The sequence below is a fragment of the Rathayibacter agropyri genome (assembly GCF_013249015.1).
GTDB lineage: Bacteria > Actinomycetota > Actinomycetes > Actinomycetales > Microbacteriaceae > Rathayibacter > Rathayibacter agropyri.
This window is the reverse complement of the sequence record NZ_JABRPL010000003.1, coordinates 266995-282497: the sequence shown is the minus strand read 5'-3', so window position 1 is coordinate 282497 and position 15503 is coordinate 266995. Positions and strand designations below refer to the sequence as shown.

Sequence of the window (15503 nt, the reverse complement as noted above, 5' to 3'; positions counted from 1 at the left end):
GTCCAGCCGGCGGCGCCCCCCAGACGTCTGGCGCCCGACCGTACGAAGGCGGCGGGAGGATCGGGTCAGTCGAGGTAATCGACATCGTCCCACGGTTTGTGCACATCGCCGGTGTCCCGGTCGTCGCGCAGCACCTCGACCTCCTCGAAAATCACCGGCACTCCACTCGAAATGAGGACGCTGACGCACCGGTTGCCGACGATGACGAAGTCGATCAGGCCGCCGCCCGCCTGCGTCGCCTCGGTCGCCGATCTCTTGAGACGGTCGACATCGGTCCCCTGCGAGAGACGGTAGGCCTTGCCCTCGATGGTGACAGTGGTGCGGGTCATCATGTGGCGCTGCGGCTCCTCGTCTCAGGTGCGCTCACCCTACGAAGCGGGTGAGCGCACCTCCAGCCCTTGCGGCGGCGACCCAGTCCTGCGTCCCGGACGGGGCGGAGTCAAGCAGGGGCGGACGTGGGTGGGCGCGTCGTAGGGTGACAAGAGTCCGCATGTTCCGCATTGAGTGACAAGGAGGATCCGATGACCGAGAAGAACACTCCCGAGGACCCGCAGACCACCGATCCCGAGCAGATCGACCCCGAGACGGCGACCGACCCCGAGGGCAACCCCGTCGAGAACCCGTCCGGCTGAGCCTCCGCCGCGCCGCGCCGGGCCATCTCGCCGCGCCGGGCCATCTGGGTGCGACGGGCCATCTGGGTGCGGCGGGCCATCTGGGTGCGGCGGGTCGGCGGACACGCCGCCATACTGACGGAGTGCAGGCCGAGGACGACGAACGCCGGGAACTCGAGCGGATCCTCTCTGCCCGGCCCAGTGACAACGACCGCGACCAGCGTGCCGAAGCCCTGCGTCGCCTCCGCGCTCTCGGAGAGGATTCCGCCCAGAAGGCTGCGGTGGCGCCCGACGCACCCCCAACCCGCCGCCGCGGCCTCCTCCTCGCCGTCGCCGTCGCCGGAGGAGTCGCGCTCGGCGCCCTCGCCACGTCCGCCGTCCTCCTCCCGCCGACCGCCGGGCCGAGCGGCGCGCCCACTGCCTCCGCTGTGCCCGCCGACCGCTTCGCCACCTTGGTCGCCCGCTGGGAGCCCACCACCGACATCCCCGCCGGTCTCGCGCTCCTCGCCGGCGATGCCCCGGTCTACAGTCCCGCTTTCGACACCGTGCAGGATGACCGCGTCCTGATCACCGCTCCGGACCCATCCGCCCTCTGCCTCGCGCTCGAGCGCCCCGACGCCACTTTTGCGGCCAGCTGCACCGGCGCCGACGCCTTCTGGGCCGGCGAGCCTCTGCGCATCAGCGGCACCGCCCTGCTCGACGGCTCCCCCGTCTACACTCAGGTCATCCTCCATCCCGACGGCTCGATCGAGGGCGGCTACCAGCTCGTCCCCGCCAGCCACATCATGTGACGTCAGCGAGACAGCTATGACCGAGTTAGGCGTGCTCACCGTTCTGCGAGCCTGCACCGTCACCACGGCGGCAGTTCTTCTTGTCAGCGCCTGCGCTGGGCCAGCGACCACACCGCCCACTGCAACCGCATCGCCTTCGTCTCTCGACCGAGGAGACGCGACGGGCAGGTTCTATGCGAGTACCGCGGCGACGGAGAACGGAAGCCGCGTCGAGTGGCTGCAAGAAAAGCCGGTCACCTTCGAGGTGAGCGATCTCAACGGCAGCACGGTCCTCGTCGTTGATTCGCCGTGCAACGCTCTGAGCTATGCACTCGAATACCGCACGTCGAATCCTCTCCAGTGGCAGGCCGAAGGCACACCTGGCCAGACCTACCTCGGGTGCTTCGCTGAATCCGGCGCTCAAGAGACGTGGCTTCGGACGTTTCTCGAAGCCCCCGACACCCGGATCACTCAGTCCGTCGACGAGATCGTCATGACCAATGACCACGTCGAGGTCCGTGCGAAGGCGAGCGAGCGCATCGAGCTCACGACGACCTCGTAGGAACAACGCTTCGATTCCTGCGGTGCCGTGGAACATGCCCGCAGCCCTCGACGGTTGGGGGTTCCCCGATCGGCACAGGGCAGGATGCAGGCACACCGACCACCGGAGGATGCCGTGAACACCATTCAGGACGACTACGACGTTGCCGTCATCGGAGCGGGGCCGGCCGGGACCGCGGCCGCCCTCCGCGCGCCAGAACTTGGAGCGCGGGTCGTCGTGCTCGAGGCCGCCCGCGTCGGCGGCACCTGCGTCAACACGGGCTGCGTGCCCACCCGCGTGCTCGCGAAGACCGCGCGGATGATGCGCGAGGCCCGCTCCGCCGGCGAGTACGGCATCGACGTCGGTACCCCCACCCTCGACTGGACGACCACGGTGCGCCACGTGCACGCGCGGGTCGACAAAGTCCGCTCCATCAAGCGCGAGGCGCAGCGGTGTGAGGAGGCGGGGGTCGACCTGATCCACGAGGGCCGCGCCCGCTTCGCCGACGAGAGCACGCTCGTGCTCGACAGCGGCCGCCGCATCCGCGCGCGCTCGATCATGATCTGCGTCGGCGGCCACTCCCGACGCCTGCCGATCCCCGGCGCCGAGTTCGCCACGGTCCCGGAGGACGTGCTCAGCCTCACCGAGCTACCCCGGCGTGTCGCAGTGATCGGCGGCGGCAACACGGGCGCCCAGCTCGTCACCGTCTTCAACGCCTTCGGCTCGGAGGTGACGCTGCTCGACGTGGCGCCGCGGATCCTGATGACCTCAGACTCCAGCATCTCCGAGCACATCGCGGGCGCCTTCAAGCGGCAGGGCGTGCGCGTGCACACGGGCATCGAGACGGTCGCGGGCATCGAGCGCACGAGCGACGGTGCGCTCGCGATCACCTGGCGCGAGGGCGGCGACTCCCGGACCATCGACGTCGATGTCGTGATCATGGCGACCGGCTGGCCCGCCGACGTCGAGGATCTCGGGCTCGGGAACGTCGGCATCGACGTCGTGCGCTCGGCAATCCCGGTCGATCAGTACTTCCGCACCGTCGTCCCGCACATCTTCGCCGTCGGCGACGCGAACGGGCGCGACATGCTCGTGCAGGCGGCGCAGTTCGAGGCGGAGGCGGCGGCCGAGAACGCGGTGCTCGGCGCCAACCGGCGCACCCCGCAGTTCCTCCTCCCCGCCGGCGGATTCACGGACCCGGACTACGCGGGCGTCGGCTTCACGCAGGAGCAGGCCCGCGAGCGCGATCCGCTGTGCGTCGTCGCCTCCGTACCGTTCTCCAGAGTGGATCGCGCCGTCATCGACGACCGCGAGAGCGGGTTCCTCACCCTCATCTCGGACCGGCGCCGCGAACTGCTGCTCGGCGCGCACGCCGTCGGCGAGAACGCGATCGAGGTCGTGCAGTCGGTGACGACCGCGATGGCCGCGGGAGTCGATCTCGCAACCCTCGCAAACGTCCGCTTCGCCTACCCCACCTACAGCGCGGTGATCGGGATGGCGGCGCGGGTCCTGCTGGCCGAACCGCCGCGTCCGACGGAACTCGACTGAACTCGATCGGGCTTCCTGACCGTCCGCGACATCGCAGTCTCACGCGCCTTCTACGACTCCGTCTTCGGGTTCAAGGTCGCCTTTGAGGCACCTGCGGAGGATGCTCCCGAGGAGCAGAAGGCGCAGCTCGCGTTCCTCTTCGGCGGCGTGATCTACCAGTTCCCGGGCGGACTGCTCGGGCTGCGACCCGTTGCTGCCGCGGGCGACAGCTTCGACGAGGACCGCGTCGGACTCGACCACCTGAGCTTCGCCGTCGCCGACCTGGACGCGCTGAAGGCTGCGGCAGAGGCACTCGACGCGCTCGGCATCGCACACGAGCCAATCAAGGACACGGGACCGCAGAGCATCCTGAAGTTCCGCGACCCCGACAACATCGCGCTCGAGATCTCGTCGCCGAACTGACCCGCCCGATAGCCAGGTAGCGCGCAGACCGGATCAGCGGCGCCAGACGTACGGCGTCGTCGTCGAGACGCGGACGAGGCCTGCGCGTTCGAGAATGGGACGCGAGTACTCGGTCGAGTCGCTGTGCACGAGGGTCTTCCCCAGCGCCAGCGCGGCGGCGGCGCGGGCGGCCGTGACCGCCCCGTAGAGTCCGCGTCCGCGAAAATCCGGCAGCGTCGCTCCGCCCCAGATGCCCGCGAAGTCGGTGCCGGGCACCGGCTCGAGCCGGCCGCCCGACACCATCCGGCCGTCGACCTCGGCGACCCACAACTCCATGCCGTCGCCGCGCGCGAGCCGGGCCACCAGCGCGTCGGCGATGTCGACGTCAGTGTCCTCGCCAAACGCGGCGTCGATCATGGCGCTCATCGCCCGCACGTCGTGCTCGTCGACCACACGGCGCACGACGGCACCGGGGATCGACCGCTCAGACAGCAGCGCCTCGACGGGGCCGATCATGATCGACTCGGGCTCCCCCTGCGCGAACCCGTACGCGAGCAGGGCCTCGTGCAATCCGGGAGCGGCGTCGTGGCCGCGGGCCTTCCACTCCACCTTGCGGATGCCGGTATCGGCCTCGAAGTGGGCGCGCGCGGCCGCAACCAGACCCGCGATTTCGCCCGCGTCCGCGCCGCCAAGGTCGCGGTAGGTGACGAAGCCGCGTCCGCCCGCGAAGGTCACCAGGCGCAGCGGCCCCTCGCGAGTCACGGAGAGAGCGCTCGGCGTCTCGGCGTCGGAGCGCAGCTGATCGTCGTAGGCGCGGAGGTAATCTGTGCTCATCCGGGCCACGCTATCGGCTCACCCGGGCCACGCCATCGGCTCACCCGGCGGACCTCAGGAAGTCTCAGCCTGATCGAATGGCCCGTGGATGTCGGTCGCTGCGACGTTGACGATGACGCGGGTCCCGGCGACCGGCTCCGCCACACGCTGCACCCGCTCCCGCACGGCATCCAGCACGTCGCACACCGGATGCGGGTACTCGACAACGAGGTCGATGTCGACGGTGGTGTGGCCGGCGATCGTCGCGACCGTCACTCCGGGCCGCGTGCTCGTCCCCAGGACGCGGCGGGAGGCGCGGTCGAGCCCGCGCGCCACGGCGCCGCCCAGGCAGTGGACGCCCGGCACGCGTTCGGCGCTCGTGGCCGCAGCGGTCGCGATCCGGCTCTCGGTCGCCACCGCTCCTCCCCCGGATCGCGAGCACTCGGCGTCGAGCTCGATCGGATCGGACATGTGTGCTCCTTATAACGGCGATGAACCCGCCAGAGCGGACCCTTCCCTGCCCTCCCGGTCGGAAGGGCAGGCCGGACGGTCAGGACCGTCCCCTTTTCTCGATCAGGCACACCCGCGAGCAGCCGCGCGGCAGGCAGGTGCGAACGACACGACGATCAGGACTAGCCCAATCAGCGCGGCCACGGCGCCCGCCGCCGCGGTCAGCGCGATAGGGGCGGCAGCCGCGCCGACCACGGCCGACGCTCCGTCCTGCGGAGTGACAAGGAGCACGGGCTGCGCGACGACGGCAAGCACCGCCTCCGTGCCGAGCCACGCGAACAGGAGGAGGAGCAGGGCAGCGAGCATGATCACGGCTCCGGAGGGGGACGAGCGCGTCGGGCGCCGCACCGGGCACGGTCGCACGGTGCGGCTGACAGTACTGGGGGACGCTACGACACCCTCCTTCGCGCGCAAAGGCCGGCGCAGCCGCCGCGCCGACGCGGCCGACCGCGGAGCCCGTGCACATGCGGCAGCGCGAGCGGATGCTCGTCTGCGCCGCGCCGACGCACTCCAGCAGCGTCGCGCGGGACGGCCGAGAAGGGACGATGTCACTGGACCCGGCTCTCGGACTCGTCATCCTTGTCGTCCTTATCGTCCGAGGGGATGTGCACGTCGGAGACGGTCACGTTCACCTCGGTGGCCTCCATGCCGACGACCGAGGAGATGGCTTCGGACACGGCGGAGCGAATGTTGTCGCCGAGCTTCTGCAACGCGACCGGGTACTCGGCCACGACGGTGACGTCGGCCGCGACCTGCTTCTCACCGACCTCGACCGAGATGCCCTGGCCGCGATCCTGCGCGTTGATCGCGTGACGGATCGCGCCGAGAGCGCGGGCGGCTCCGTTGCCGAGGTCGTGCACGCCCGGCACTTCGCGGGCCGCGATGCCGGCCACCTTCTCCACGACGCCGTCGGCAATCGTGTTCTTGCCAGCGGAGGTGGCTGTGCCCTGCTTGGCGGACGAACTGGTGGTGGGAGCGGTGGTGGTCATGGCTTTCTCCTGATGGCTGAGGGCGAGGCCGACGAGGCCGCGATGCTCACAATCCGTGGCACATCATCAGGACGCGACGCGCGCACCGGTCGTCCCGGTAATTCAGCCAAGGTGCAGGGAAGAGCGACGACGGATGCGTATTCCGGCCAGTTGCGTGCGGGCGTGACGGCCCCTGAGGTACCGAGAGCTACCGGTACTCGAACCGGCTCGGGTACTGCCCGATCCATGACCTCTTCGAGTGATTTCAACCGGCTTCGCTCCGTGGTCTCTACCCTGTCTCTTGACGAGAGTGACTTCTCCGACAGTGACGGCGTGGTGGAGAAGCGTGGTGGAGAAGATTGCGGCGTTCAAGGCAGAGGTCGGCGCGCTCGATCATCGTAAGCCGCTTCAACGGGTGGGTTGGGGAGATTCAGGATCGCCTCACCGACTACGAGCAGAACAGACAAACGGCGGCGGACGTCGCCGCCTGGCGCGCCGAACTCGCTCGGTTTCGCGCGCCGTGGGTCTGGCCGTGGTCGGTGTGGTCGAACACCGGAGCACCCGGGTGGGGATCCTTCACCTCGCGTGAGATGGCCCGGTTCGGGTCGGCCTGCGTCGTTCACCGGAGGTTGATGTGGGGCTTGAACGCGTTGAGGACGACGATGAGCGCGACGAGGCCGGCGGCGAAGACCTATCCCGCCGCGGGGTCGAGCAGACTGGGCGAAGGCTGGAGTACGGAAGGCGTTCGCCGAGGGCGCAGAGGAGGCGGTGGAAGCACCGATGGTCTAGAATAAAAGTACGACGTGACTGCGCCGATACTTGCAGGTTTGAGTGAAAACTCAACACGGCGTCTTTTTTCAGCGATGGGGGACATGGACGAGCCCGTATCCTTCGACACTCCCCGTTGGGGAGCGGCGGAAGGCGGAATCGAGTTGGTCAGCAAAGCGCTTGTCTCCGCGGGCTTCTGCTCGGAAAACTGCTGTAGTTAGACATATGCTTGCCGCCGGCGAGCAACCTCTGGTGAAACTCCTTGAGGCGGTCGTCCTGGTCGTTATTTCGGTTGTCGGCGACGATCATGCCGTTGACACTTAATCTTTAATGTGCGTTTGCTTATACGCACGGACGGTGTCGACGACCACGGCAATGACCTTCACCGAGTTGTACTTGGTGGGCCGGAGCGGTACCGCTCTCATCGACAAACATGATGTGCACGCAGACAACTCTATTGGTCCTTGCTGATGCCCTTCGCGCGTAGCGCGGCGGGAGGCACTGTTCAAGTGGATTCGGTAGTGGTCGCTCGGGCGGTGGTGAGCATCTGGAGGCGACACACGACGTCGGCGTCCTGGGTGGGGCATCCGCCGACGGCTGTGGTGAAGTTTTCGGTGGCCGCGCGGGGGCGTCAAGCAGTGGGAGGCCCCGCACGAAGAACCAGGCGAGCGGAGGGTTTCGTCGCGCTCGGAAAGCACGGCGATGCGGCGGGCAAGCCTCGCGCAGTGTGCGAAGTAGTCCGCGCCGGTTGTGGAGAGCCAGCGGGCGACGTCCTGTCCGACGTCCGGCGCCAGAGGCGAAGCTGGTGATTGCGGGAAGGCCGGGGTCCGCGGCGAACGTATCTTTCGCCGAAACGTCTTCCGGTCCGCCCTGCCGTATTCAGGCAGCAGGAAAGTAGACCAGATCGGCCCTCTTCTGTTTCTACCGTGCGGTGAGGTCCGGGGCGTCCTCAGCGCCGCGCACAGGAAGGGTGACGGGCGCAGCCGCCACGGAGGTGTCAACCTCGACCCCCATCGCGGGTACGGTCCACGTGGAGGCCGCGACGAGCGTACGTCGGCCGAAATTCGGGGCCGAGGGGTCCTCGATGCTCCAACCGTCACCCAGGACGATATCCTTCGTCGGGCCGGCGAGATCGTCAGTCATTGCCTCTCCTCGAGGGATCAGAGAGAGACCAGGATCGTCCCGGGTCTCGCGCCCGAGCCACTCTCTGCAGAGGCGCTCGGCAACAGTGCGGCGACCGAGGCCTCCTGCGCGGTGCTTCCGCAGATTCCCGTCACCGCTTCTGCGCAAAAGCGTCCGACCCTAGATTTCCTGCACTCCCACCTCTTATGGTCGGTTTCGGCGAGCGACTGGGACCCCTGGTCGCCTTCCGAGAGCAACGAGGAGGGACCGCTCACATGATGAAGGCAGACCACCGATGCACGCAGAGAGGCCCCGCCGCACGGAGCCCCTCTCACGATGCGCCGAATCAGGTGTGCACGTTAAAGCTGTTATCCGTCAGCTTCCCGTTGTTCCCAGGGTTGGTCTCCTCTGCGTTAGTCAATCCAAAGACGACGAAGGGTTTGATCCCGTCCTCGGTGCGGCCGGCGTCAGGAATTGTCCAGAAATTGATAACCACCTCAGCGGTTTGACCGGGCGCGAGTGTCAGCGAAGCGTTTTGGAAGGCGAACACCCACCTACGGTTGTCGCCGGCGTCCATGTAATTCATTACGTAGTCCCAGCCGCTTCCAGCGACGGGAAAGTGCGGGCGGGCGCCATTCATTTGGATACTGTAGTGCGGGAGAGAGAGGTAGACCCTGACGCCTGTAATGGTATCCGGGCCGTCGTTGACCGCCTTAGCGTGAACGAAGAGGCCGTTGTCCGCGTGGAATGTGGCGTCGGCCGGGACGTCCTGCTGCCCGCCCTGCGCATTCCAGGCGACGTAGGTGGTCCGCAGATCCGCCCTCGCTGGCTGCGCGTTCGCGGCGGCCCCAGAGCCGGACGCAGCCGCCGCCGGAGTGGCGATCGCCACGCCCACCGCGGGCACGGTCCAGATCGCGGCCGAGACGAGCGTGCGTCGGCCGGGATTCGCGGCCAAGTTGTCTTCGATGCTCCAGCCGTCGCCGAGGACGATGTCCTTCGTCGGGCCGGTGAGGTCATGAGTCATTGCGTCTCCTTGGGGAGTGAAGGAACGGACCGGAAGTATCGCCGGCCCCTGGCCCGGGCGTTCTCTGCGCAGGCACTCAGCAACAGTGCTGCTCAAACGGCTTCCCGCACGGCGCTTCCGCAGCTTCTCGTCGCATTATCCGCAGAAAGGCGTTCAATCCTCGAATCCTCCGATTCCGGTCTCCTAGGGTCACTCCGCGACAAGAGAAGAAGTAGGAGAAGAAATGCACCGTGCGCGTGAGGGGGCCACCCAGAGCACGAACGGGGTGGTGATCGAACGGGGTGTGGGGGCGACCGGCCGAGCCGCCGCGAGTTGGCTACACGCGAACGGTTTCGACGTCGTCGAGGACCCGCCGACGGGCCGCGTGTTCGCGGACGTCGTCCGCTCGGACGGACTGACGGTGGCCCGAATGTGGCACTCCTTCTCCCGGCTGCGGACCCGGGATCACGACGCGGTGGACGACCTGGCAATCACTCTCGTCCTCGAGGGCAGCCTTGGGGTGGTGGCTGGACCCGCCCAGTTCACCGTCGCGAAAGGCGAGGGCTACTTGCGTCGAGCGGGCGTCGGAGTGACGCTCGAGACGGGCGGATCGACCGGTACGATCGAGATCGCGCTCGGCGAGGACTTCGAGCGGCGCTTCGAGCTCTGCGGCCTCTGGGGGGCACTCGCGCTGCCGGCGACCGGATCGACACGGTTCCTGGTCGCGAGCAGCAACGCCTTCCTTTCCGCCTTCCCGACGGCCGGTCCGGGCTGGCATCTCTGGATGCTGGCCCTGGAGGCGATCACGGCGGGGACCCTTCTCGAGGCGGGCCGCTCGGCGACGATGACGTCGCGGGCAGAGGCGGACATCGTCCGGCAGGCCAGGCGGATCATCCACGAGCGCTGCACCGACCAGGCGCTGACAGTCGCCACGCTCGCCTCCCACGTGTCCATCTCGGAGCGCCGACTCTTCGAGGCGTTCGCCGCAGCCGGATCCACCCCACGCGCCGAGATCGAGCGGGCACGACTGCTCGTCGTGCGACGTCTGGCCGCCGGCCGGTCCACCCACCTGCTCGACTGGGAGGACGTCGCGGGCCGCACCGGATTCCGCAGCTCCCGAAGCCTACGTGCGGCACTGCGCAACCGTGCCCAGCTGGAGTGAGGGCGCGTGTCACGCGACCAAACTTGCACTTGCAACTGAAAGTCAGTACTATAAGCGGAGTCGTCAGTTGAAAAGACGCACGATGAGGGAAGAACGAGATGACGAGAACGCTTTCGGTCGCGGCACCGGCAAACACTCATGCCGTTCAAAGCGAAGCGGCCGAAGTCGTCCGCAACGCGCGAGACGAGCAGGTGAGCACCTTCACCGTTCGAGTCGGCGACCGCACCATCGAGCTTCAAGAGAACGTGTCGCGCTTTCTTCTCGGGATACTCGAGCAGGCAGCGGAGGGCGCTACATTCTCGATATCGGCGCAACCGGATGAGCTGACATCGACCGTCGCTGCCGATCGTGTTGGCGTGTCTCGACCGACGCTCATGAAGATGGCGCGTGAAGGACTTCTTCCGTCGGTGAAAGTCGGTACCCATACGCGGTTCAAGTCAGCGGACGTCGAAGAGTTTGTTCGTGTACGGAGTGAGGCAAGAGTCACTGCGTTGAACGAGTTGCGTCGGATCGACGATGAGCTGAATCTCGGCTGAGCCCGAGACATCGGCGCTATGACCTCACGCATCTTCGTTGACGCGAACATCTTTCTGTCGCGCACGTTGATGGACTGGCTTTTCCTGCTCCGCGCAGAGACAGGGCGAATGTTCTCGCTCGTGACAAGTGAGGACGTGCTCGCCGAGGTCGGGTACTCATTACGACGAATGCGTCCTGACGCGCCAGGTCGACTGGTCGTTGATCGGCGGGCGAGAATCGTAGAGTTCATCGACGAGGTACTCACTGATTTCGACGGGACCGTTCCCTATCCTGGCTCCGACCCTGACGATCGTCACGTCCATGCCGCGACTCTCGGGTCCGGCGCTGACATTTTACTGACGAATGACAGCGGCTTGCAGACCAGCGACGACGCGCTCTACGAGGTATACCGGGCGGATGACTTCTTCGTGCTCATTGATGACGGGGCACCCGTGCAGGTGATGCGGGTGACACATGCGCAGCGCGCGTACTGGCAGAGCAGGAAAGGAAAGCCGCTTGCTGCGGCCCTCCGTGATGCCTCCTGCCCGACGTTCGCCGAGAGGGTACAGGGCCATCTCCGGACGCTGGCAGGAGTCCGTCGAGCCGTCTCGGACGCCGATCGACGTGCGGACAAGTGATGACGTCCTCATTTCCGCGGGAGACCATCGGTGCGGCTCACGCTGACCGTCAGCGTCGAAGTGTCTGGCTCGGCTTTTCGTCGAACCGCACACGGTAGGCGCTCGCGAACCGGCCGAGGTTCCCGAAGCCCCACTCGCGCGCCACCGCGGCAACCGTCGTCGAGCAAGGGTCCCCCGCCGCCAGATCGGAGTGGGCCCGGTCGAGCCGAATGTCGCGCAGATAGACCGAGGGCGACACTCCGAGATGCCGCTTCGTCGCCTGCTGCAGGGTGCGGGTGTGCAGCCCGGCAGCGCGCGCGGCGTCGGCCGGGGTGATTGGTTCGTGCGCGTGATGCTGCAGGAAGTCCAGCGCCGCCCGAGTACGGGACCCGGAGGGCCGGCGCAGCGTGGCCGGCACGTCCCACGCCCGCCACGGGAACAGCAGGAGCAGCGCACGAGCGAGGTCGAGTTCAGCGGTGAAGCGCACGAGCGGAGTGAGCGTCGCCGTCGCCAGCGCGGCGGTCGCGGTGGAGACCGCGGCCTGCCAGCGCGCTAGGACGCAGGGGTCCGCGGCTGCTCCGTAATCGAACGAGATCGGCTGACGGGGCCCCGCGTGTATCTCCGTCGCGACATCCTCGAGGAACTCGGGAGCGAAGTGGATCAGGTTCAGCCGGTGCGGCTCGAACTCGAGTCCGAAGTGTCGCTCCGCAGGCAACAGGAACGGCATCGAGAGCGCACCCGAACGGGACAAGGGCGGCAGGTCCAGTCGTCCGCCGCCCGCCCGGAACCAGCCGACGACGTATTCGCGCAGGTGCGGCACACGGCCGATGAGCGATCCGGAGCAGTCAGAGGTGCGCAGAGTCACGCGCTCGCTGCCGCGCACGGCGTAGCGGTACGAGAAATTGTGCTGCGCCGGGGCGACACGGAATTCTCCTCCGCCGTACGCCTGGGAGTAGACCGCGGAGGCGGCGACGGGATCGTCCCCCGAGACCTCCGAACGCCGGTCGGCCCGCTGGTCGCCCCTAAACGGACTGCCGACCACAAAGGCCGATCCGCTCACCCTTCCGGGCGCACGAGATGCCACCTGTGTTCATCTCCCTCGGCGTGTCGCGTACCCAAGAGGCATCTCTCGGGGCGGGATTCGGGCGGGAGACGTGGCCGAGTACTGGCGGGCGCACAGGAGGGCTGCGAGGGCGATCTCGAGGGCGTCGCCGCCGTAGTAGAGGAGCAGCGCCGCCTGCCGGTCGAGTTCCGACACGGCCTCGGCGTAGAGGACGGTCGCGAGCAGGGCGTGCGCCGCGATGCCCACCCCGAGCACGCCGAGGCGCAGGGCGAACGACGCGCGATGCGGATTCGGATCCACTCCGACGAGCGCCGCTGTCAGCAGGCAGCCGCTGAGCAGGAAGTGCACCCCGAGCGCGAGGTGCAACAGCGGATCGGCGTGGGCCGCCGTGAGCAAACCGGTCGCGTGCACGACCCAGAGCGAGCCGGTCGACAGCAGCAGTGCCGTGACCGGGTGCGTAAGCACTCGCGCCGGGCGGCTGCGCAGGAGTCGCGACAGGCGGCGGGCGGCGGTCACGTCGAGCGCGCGCAGGGCGAGCGTGACGGGCGCCGACGACATCAGCAGGAGCGGTGCCAGCATGCCCAACCCGAGGTGCGTCAGCATCGCCCCGCGCGGATCCGTGTGCGACCACTGGGCGAGCGGCCCCACGAAACAGAGCGCCGAGACCGCGAGACCGGCGAGCAGCAGCACTGAGCGCCGGAGTGGCCACGGCCGCCCCCGTCGGCGCTCGGCCGCGGCGGCGCCCGTCGCGAGCACAGCCACCGCGGTGAGCGGCACGAGCAGGAGAACGCCGGGATCAAGCAGCCCGTGCGCGGAGTGGCCGATCACGCCGACCAGGTCCGCAGACGTGCGAGGAGCGCGAGCCCGACGGCCAGCAGCGCCGCGCCGGAGGCGATCCACACGGTGTCGTAGAGCAGCAGATCGACGTCGTAACGCACCTGGTGCACGCGAAGCACCTTGTGGTCGATGACTCCGTCCCACAGCTGGAACAGTCCTGCCCCCGTCAGGACGCCGGCGATGACCGTCGGAGGGCGCAGCGGCGTCCGTCGCCGGGCGTCGGCCAGGAGGAAGAAGCCGCCGACGAGCGCGAGCACTTCCGCTGCGTGCAGCAGCCCGTCAGACGCCAGCCCGATCGCCGGGGTCGAGCGGTCGTAGAAGTGGTGCCAGGCGAGGATCTGGTGGAACACGATCTCATCAACGGCCGCCATGAGAGCGATGCCGACGAGGAGCGCACCCTGGAGCGTCCGGTCGCGAGAGCGATCGGTGTGCCGCATCCGTCCTCCCCCTCGCGCCACCGTGTGGCGCTGCCCCTGCCGCGCCGAAGCGCTCAATCGTTCGCCCAGTCAACACCTCGGTACTCGCCCGACGGGGCGCAAGCCCGCGCATGAACCTCCCCCGTTAGGGAAACAGCAGACGACCGAAATGACCCTCGACGCGAGTAGCGAACCCGCACCCCGCTGAGGCGCCCAAGAATTCTTCAACACGCCGCGGGCGACGACCATATCGGGCACCTCAGTGCGCGGTTAGAGCGGCTCGGAGGGTCCCCAGCCCGTCGCAGGATCCCAGGTCGACTGGGTGAGACGCCCGTCGCTGCCGCGCCAGAACACGTTCTCTAGCCCGCTTGACGGCGAGATCGCGGAGATCGCCGGTGTGGAGATACTGGAGGTGCCGGGCAAGTCTGAGGGAGCGGACCATTCGGTCGAGTACCCAACGTGCGTGAGGTTTCGTGAAGCGTTCCCGTAAAACACGTCGAGCTGGTCACCGCTGCCTGTGGAGACCGCGACGGGATCAACGGTCAGCCCAGATGCGAGAGCGGATCCAGTCTTCTGCCAGCGGGTACCGTCGAAGGAGGACTGGACAAGGTTGCCCGAAGTACTCCGCCAGAAGAGGTTGACCTTTCCGTTTTTCGCGATAGCGCTCGGTGTGCCTGCGACGTTCTCGTCGGCGGGCAGTGCCGCGCTCGAGGACCATCCGTCCGGCTGGCTGTAGATGTGGAGGAGTTGCGCGTCGGGTCCTGCGTAGTACACGTTCACTACACCGGAGGTGGTGACCACCGCGAAAGGGTCGGCGATAAGACCGGATGCGAGGCTCCCGCCGGCACTCCAGACTCCGTCGATCGCGTAGGCGTGTCCGAGCAATCCGGTCGACCCGCGCCAGAAGGCGTCGACGTCACCGTTCTGACGGCGAACCGCGCTGATTCTGCCTGTGACCGAGGGACCAGCTGCGATAGGGGAGTCCCCAGTCCAGTCGGTGCCGTTGAAATAGTTGTGGCGTAGTGATCCGGTCTGACTCACGTACAACACGTCGATGGTGCTCTCCGCGAGGAGAACGGTTGGTGCCGAGGCAAGCCCGCCACCCAGTGGGAGATTCTCGCTCCAGCCACTTGCTCTCTGATAACGGTGGTAAAGCTGGGGATCCTCGTCGCTCCCACGCCAGAACACGTCCACACCGGACGGGTGCGGAACGGCGCTCACGGTGAATCGTGTCGTGTCCACGGAGTCGGGGATCGAGACAGCGTCGAGTCGCGCACTGATAAAGGCATACGGATCGACGACAGTTGCACCGGTATAGCCGGAGGCCGTGGTTGCCATCGTGAGGTGAAGACGGTTCCCCTCCGACTGGTCGCCCGTGTCTCCGACGTTCCCGATGGTCTGACCCCGAGTCACGGATGTTCCGACACTCAGACCGGGATTGATCAAGTGGCAGTAGCCCGAGAAGTAACCGTCGGCGTGAGAGATGACCACCACGTTTCCGAATGCCCTATTCCGCTCGCTCACGACGACCGTGCCGTCGGCGACCGCTGGAACGGCTACTCCCGCTGGCTGCGCATAGTCGAGCCCGTTGTGCGAACGGCCCGAATTGTTGACCGCCGGAGCCTTAGCGAAACCATCGACCAGATCTGGATTCCTGAATGGATGACGGTACTGAACGGTGACGACCGCCTGGGCGGACAGTGGTAATCCGACGAGGCCCGCTACCGCGAGCACGCCCGCACCCCCCAGTACAACACGCCTGCCAAGTTGTACCGGAACGTGACGTTGCATGGTTTCTCCAGCGTTTAGCGCAAGGCGAAGGGCGATCTCTCTTTGAGAGCGTCCGTCTTGCGATCC

At 67.5% G+C, this 15503-nt stretch carries 18 protein-coding genes; 7 read left to right on the top strand and 11 right to left on the bottom strand.

Features of this window, described 5'->3' with window-relative positions:
• Positions 1-65: 65 nt before the first annotated feature.
• A complete protein-coding gene (locus HRF29_RS10095) occupies positions 66-332 on the bottom strand; it encodes a hypothetical protein (protein ID WP_173248371.1) in 267 nt (88 codons plus the stop codon).
• Positions 333-754: 422 nt separating this feature from the next.
• On the opposite strand from HRF29_RS10095, the gene HRF29_RS10090 reads away from it, so the two are divergent.
• From HRF29_RS10090 to HRF29_RS10075, 4 genes are all read left to right on the top strand, one after another.
• On the top strand, positions 755-1402 hold the full coding sequence (locus tag HRF29_RS10090; protein WP_173248369.1) for a hypothetical protein: 648 nt from the start codon (positions 755-757) through the stop codon (positions 1400-1402).
• A 16-nt stretch (positions 1403-1418) separates the two neighbouring features.
• The gene (locus tag HRF29_RS10085; RefSeq protein WP_173248367.1) at positions 1419-1943 is read left to right on the top strand and encodes a hypothetical protein; all 525 of its coding nucleotides are present in this window, start codon (positions 1419-1421) and stop codon (positions 1941-1943) included.
• A 114-nt stretch (positions 1944-2057) separates the two neighbouring features.
• On the top strand, positions 2058-3470 hold the full coding sequence (locus tag HRF29_RS10080; protein ID WP_343043715.1) for a dihydrolipoyl dehydrogenase family protein: 1413 nt from the start codon (positions 2058-2060) through the stop codon (positions 3468-3470).
• A gap of 15 nt (positions 3471-3485) precedes the next feature.
• On the top strand, positions 3486-3872 hold the full coding sequence (locus tag HRF29_RS10075; RefSeq protein WP_173248696.1) for a VOC family protein: 387 nt from the start codon (positions 3486-3488) through the stop codon (positions 3870-3872).
• 33 nt (positions 3873-3905) lie between these two features.
• On the opposite strand, the gene HRF29_RS10070 is transcribed toward HRF29_RS10075, so the two are convergent.
• The 6 genes from HRF29_RS10070 to HRF29_RS10045 all read right to left on the bottom strand — a co-directional run bounded on the left by HRF29_RS10070 (position 3906) and on the right by HRF29_RS10045 (position 9056).
• Positions 3906-4685 carry a GNAT family N-acetyltransferase gene (locus HRF29_RS10070; protein WP_173248364.1) on the bottom strand — a complete coding sequence of 260 codons (780 nt, stop codon included), beginning with the start codon at positions 4683-4685 and terminating at the stop codon, positions 3906-3908.
• Positions 4686-4739: 54 nt separating this feature from the next.
• On the bottom strand, positions 4740-5135 hold the full coding sequence (locus tag HRF29_RS10065) for an Asp23/Gls24 family envelope stress response protein (protein WP_173248362.1): 396 nt from the start codon (positions 5133-5135) through the stop codon (positions 4740-4742).
• Positions 5136-5237: 102 nt separating this feature from the next.
• Complete coding sequence (locus HRF29_RS10060; RefSeq protein ID WP_173248360.1) at positions 5238-5522, bottom strand: hypothetical protein; 285 nt, start codon at positions 5520-5522, stop codon at positions 5238-5240.
• A gap of 200 nt (positions 5523-5722) precedes the next feature.
• On the bottom strand, positions 5723-6163 hold the full coding sequence (locus HRF29_RS10055) for an Asp23/Gls24 family envelope stress response protein (RefSeq protein ID WP_173248358.1): 441 nt from the start codon (positions 6161-6163) through the stop codon (positions 5723-5725).
• A 1668-nt stretch (positions 6164-7831) separates the two neighbouring features.
• Positions 7832-8053: a hypothetical protein gene (locus tag HRF29_RS10050; RefSeq protein ID WP_173248356.1), complete on the bottom strand. Its 222-nt coding sequence runs from the start codon at positions 8051-8053 to the stop codon at positions 7832-7834.
• Positions 8054-8378: 325 nt separating this feature from the next.
• Positions 8379-9056, bottom strand: a complete 678-nt coding sequence (locus HRF29_RS10045; protein WP_173248354.1) for a hypothetical protein — start codon at positions 9054-9056, stop codon at positions 8379-8381.
• A gap of 223 nt (positions 9057-9279) precedes the next feature.
• Between HRF29_RS10045 and HRF29_RS10040 the strand changes: the two genes are divergently transcribed.
• The 3 genes from HRF29_RS10040 (at position 9280) to HRF29_RS10030 (ending at position 11351) form a co-directional block, all read left to right on the top strand.
• Positions 9280-10197 carry a hypothetical protein gene (locus HRF29_RS10040; RefSeq protein WP_173248352.1) on the top strand — a complete coding sequence of 306 codons (918 nt, stop codon included), beginning with the start codon at positions 9280-9282 and terminating at the stop codon, positions 10195-10197.
• A gap of 98 nt (positions 10198-10295) precedes the next feature.
• A complete protein-coding gene (locus tag HRF29_RS10035; protein ID WP_173248350.1) occupies positions 10296-10733 on the top strand; it encodes a helix-turn-helix domain-containing protein in 438 nt (145 codons plus the stop codon).
• Positions 10734-10751: 18 nt separating this feature from the next.
• Positions 10752-11351: a PIN domain-containing protein gene (locus tag HRF29_RS10030; RefSeq protein ID WP_173248348.1), complete on the top strand. Its 600-nt coding sequence runs from the start codon at positions 10752-10754 to the stop codon at positions 11349-11351.
• Positions 11352-11400: 49 nt separating this feature from the next.
• On the opposite strand, the gene HRF29_RS15350 is transcribed toward HRF29_RS10030, so the two are convergent.
• The 4 genes from HRF29_RS15350 to HRF29_RS10010 all read right to left on the bottom strand — a co-directional run bounded on the left by HRF29_RS15350 (position 11401) and on the right by HRF29_RS10010 (position 15380).
• The gene (locus HRF29_RS15350; RefSeq protein WP_222929637.1) at positions 11401-12414 is read right to left on the bottom strand and encodes a helix-turn-helix transcriptional regulator; all 1014 of its coding nucleotides are present in this window, start codon (positions 12412-12414) and stop codon (positions 11401-11403) included.
• Positions 12415-12420: 6 nt separating this feature from the next.
• A complete protein-coding gene (locus HRF29_RS10020; RefSeq protein WP_173248344.1) occupies positions 12421-13221 on the bottom strand; it encodes a cytochrome c oxidase assembly protein in 801 nt (266 codons plus the stop codon).
• On the bottom strand, positions 13218-13667 hold the full coding sequence (locus HRF29_RS10015) for a DUF2243 domain-containing protein (RefSeq protein ID WP_173248342.1): 450 nt from the start codon (positions 13665-13667) through the stop codon (positions 13218-13220). The genes HRF29_RS10020 and HRF29_RS10015 overlap by 4 nt, the downstream gene beginning before the upstream one ends.
• Positions 13668-13916: 249 nt before the next feature.
• Positions 13917-15380, bottom strand: coding sequence for a peptidoglycan DD-metalloendopeptidase family protein (locus HRF29_RS10010; protein WP_173248340.1), 1464 nt, complete (start codon positions 15378-15380; stop codon positions 13917-13919).
• Between the last annotated feature and the right edge of the window lie 123 nt (positions 15381-15503).